Origin of the sequence: Arsenicicoccus sp. UBA6765 (assembly GCF_002453335.1) — a bacterium.
Lineage (GTDB): Bacteria > Actinomycetota > Actinomycetes > Actinomycetales > Dermatophilaceae > Arsenicicoccus > Arsenicicoccus bolidensis.
Genome location: NZ_DKGR01000014.1, coordinates 1 through 3,180 on the forward strand (window position 1 = coordinate 1; position 3,180 = coordinate 3,180).

The following is a 3,180-nucleotide window of genomic DNA, read 5'->3' on the forward strand; positions in this document are numbered from 1 at the left end:
CCAGGCCGCCGACGCCGCCCGCCGCGGCCGCCCCGCACCGCCACCCGTCGAAGCGCCGGCCGCCAACCCCGCACCGGGGGGCGGGATCCTCGGCCGCCCCGCGACCGGAGGCATCACGTCGCCGTACGGCATGCGCCAGCACCCCGTCCTGCACGTCTACAAGCTGCACACGGGCACCGACTTCTCCACCGGGTGCGGGGCACCGATCTACGCCGCCGCCGACGGCCGGATCATCTCCGCCGGGTTCAACACCGGCTACGGCAACCGGATCATGGTCGAGCACGGCACCGTTCGAGGACGCGATCTGGTGACGACCTACAACCACCTGACGTCCTTCGCCGTGCAGGGCGGCGCGGTCCGCAAGGGGCAGCTGCTCGGCTACTCGGGCACGACGGGCTACTCCACCGGCTGCCACCTGCACTTCGAGACGATCGTGGACGGGCGCTTCACCAACCCGATGGAGTGGCTCTGACGCTCGGCCGGGCGGGCGGCCACGCCTGACGGCGGCCACGGCCGGCATACGGTCTCTGCGGCCGGATCCCTGGTCTCGCCCGCTGGGCGCTCCGAGGTAGTCGCTCCAAGAACTCGCTCCGGGGACCAGGTGACCGGCAGGTAGACTGGGACGCTATGGCCAAGGAGCAGGGCACCAAGGTGATCGCGCGCAACAAGAAGGCGCGCCACGACTACCACATCGAGGAGACGTGGGAGGCGGGCATCGTGCTGTCCGGGACCGAGGTCAAGTCGCTGCGGCAGGGGCGCGCCAGCCTCGTCGACGGCTTCGCGCAGGAGTACAACGGCGAGCTCTACCTCGAGGGCGTGCACATCCCCGAGTACTCCCAGGGCACCTGGACCAACCACGCCGCCCGCCGCCGTCGCAAGCTGCTCCTGCACCGCGACGAGCTCCGCAAGATCTTTGCCTCCTCGCAGGAGAGCGGCCACACCATCGTCCCGCTCGAGCTGTACTTCAAGGACGGCCGCGCCAAGGTCGAGATCGCGGTCGCCAAGGGCAAGAAGCTCTACGACAAGCGCCAGACGCTGCGCGAGCGGCAGGACAACCGCGAGGCGGCACGGGCGATGTCCAACGCGTTCAAGCGCGGGCGCGGCTGACACATCGACGGGCTGTCGGCGGATCCGGGGGAGCGGTTCGGATAGATTCGCCGTCAGAGGTCCGTCCAGCCAATTCCCGAGGGGGTACGACGTGACGCGTCCGGCGAGCACGATCCGACCAGGGGGAGCACCCCCGAGCTCGCGCGTCCGGCGCGTCCCGGCCCGCTCGCTGCCCCGGGTGCTCGCGGTCCTCGCGATCACCGTCTGGGCCCTCCTGCTCGGGGCCGGGCCGTCGTTCGCCGCCTCGGGCGGTGACCGGGTCACCCGTCTCGTCGTCGACTACGTCGTGGACGCCCAGGGCGGCGTCTCGGTGACGGAGACCTATGACTACCAGTTCAACACCAGCGGCCGGCACGGCATCGAGCGGACGGTCGCGACGGCACAGGGCTACACCCCGGCCGAGGAGACGTCTGCCGGCTCGGAGGGTTCTGGCGGGGCGACCTCGCAGGAGCGGCACTACGAGATCAGCGACATCTCGGCCAGCAGCCCGAGCGGCGCCCCGGCCCAGCTGAGCGTCCGCGACCAGGGCGACGCCACCGTCATACGGGTCGGGTCGCCCAACCGCACCGTCTCCGGGGCCGAGCGCTACGTCCTCAAGTACCACCTCGCCCACGTCGTCAACGAGCAGAAGGACGGCGTCGAGCTCTACTACAACGTCCTCGGCAACTCCTGGCGCGTGCCCTTCGACGCCGTCGAGGTGACGGTCCGCGGGCCCGGCTCCAGCGCCGTCAGCAAGACCGCCTGCTACTACGGCACCTTCAAGAGCGACACGCCCTGCCAGTCGACGCCGGGCAACCCGGCCCGGTTCAGCGCGCAGAACCTCGAGATCATGCAGAACATGAGCATCGTCGCGCTCCTGCCGCGCAGCGCCTTCACCGACGTCAGCAAGGACGTCCGGGACGCCGGGTCCGCCGGCTCGGGCGGCCCCTACATCTCGCCGGAGTCGGCGCGGGTGCGGACCCTCAGCCAGCTCGGCATCGGTGTCGGCGCGCCCCTCCTGGCACTGGCCGGCATGGGCGCCCTGGTCTGGCGACGAGGGCGGGACGAGCGGTATGTCGGGCTGGCCCCCGACACGCTCCCGGCCCCGGGGCAGGAGGTGCCGACGACGCGTGGCGGCAAGGCGCCGGTGACGGCGGTGCGGTTCAACCCGCCGGACAACGCGACCCCGGGACTCATCGGCACGATCTACGACGAGCACGCGGACACCATCGACGTCTCGGCCACCGTCATCGACCTGGCGGTGCGCGGCTACCTGCGGATCGAGCAGACCCAGGACGGCGGCCGGTTCCAGACCTCCGACTGGCGGCTCGAGTACCTCGGCACCCCCAAGGTGGGCGATCGCGGGCTGCTCAAGTACGAGCGCACCGTGCTCGACGGGATCTTCGCCTACGGCACCCCCGTGATGATGTCCGAGCTCAAGAACCACTTCTCCGGCACGCTGGCCATCGCCAAGCAGGAGATGTACTCCGAGACCGTGCAGCGCGGCTGGTTCCGGCAGTCGCCGGAGCGGGTGCGCCAGGGCTTCGGCTGCCTGACCTGGTTGCCGTTCGCGCTGATCTTCGGATGGATGTTCTTCGGGGCCGGCTCCTTCGCGGGCGCCCTGACCAGCGACAGCATCGCGGGCTTCGACCTGCCCGTGCCCTCGGTCATGGTCGCCGCGGCCGGCCTGTTCTCGGTGCCGTTCATCATGCGCTGGCTCATCAAGAAGCTCCCGGCCCGCACGGCCGACGGCTCCGCGGTGCTCGAGCAGACCAAGGGCTTCCGCGAGTACCTCCTGACCGCCGAGGCCGAGCAGATCAAGTACGACGAGGCCCTCGACATCTTCAGCCGCTACCTGCCCTACGCGGTGGTGTTCGGCGTGGCCGATCGCTGGGCGCAAATCTTCGCCAAGGTCGCCGAGATGGCCCGGATGGACGGCTATGACGTGGGTGTGCCGACCTTCTACATCTGGTACGGCGGCGGCTTCGGCGGGTTCGGTGACTTCGGGCACGCGGTCGACTCGTTCTCGACGTCGGCGGCGGGCACCTTCACGTCCACGCCGGGCTCCTCGGGGGGCAGCGGCTTCGGCGGGGG

General features: G+C 70.7%; 3 protein-coding genes. All 3 read left to right on the forward strand.

Translation table 11 applies throughout. From position 1 onward, the window contains the following. Positions 1-472 (forward strand): M23 family metallopeptidase (locus B4K29_RS02725; protein ID WP_286966329.1); only part of this gene is annotated, 472 nt, incomplete at its 5' end. Between the two features lie 155 nt (positions 473-627). Next, the gene (gene smpB / locus B4K29_RS02730; RefSeq protein WP_019287690.1) at positions 628-1,107 is read left to right on the forward strand and encodes an SsrA-binding protein SmpB; all 480 of its coding nucleotides are present in this window, start codon (positions 628-630) and stop codon (positions 1,105-1,107) included. Between the two features lie 91 nt (positions 1,108-1,198). Further along, positions 1,199-3,180 (forward strand): DUF2207 domain-containing protein (locus tag B4K29_RS02735; RefSeq protein WP_286966330.1); only part of this gene is annotated, 1,982 nt, incomplete at its 3' end.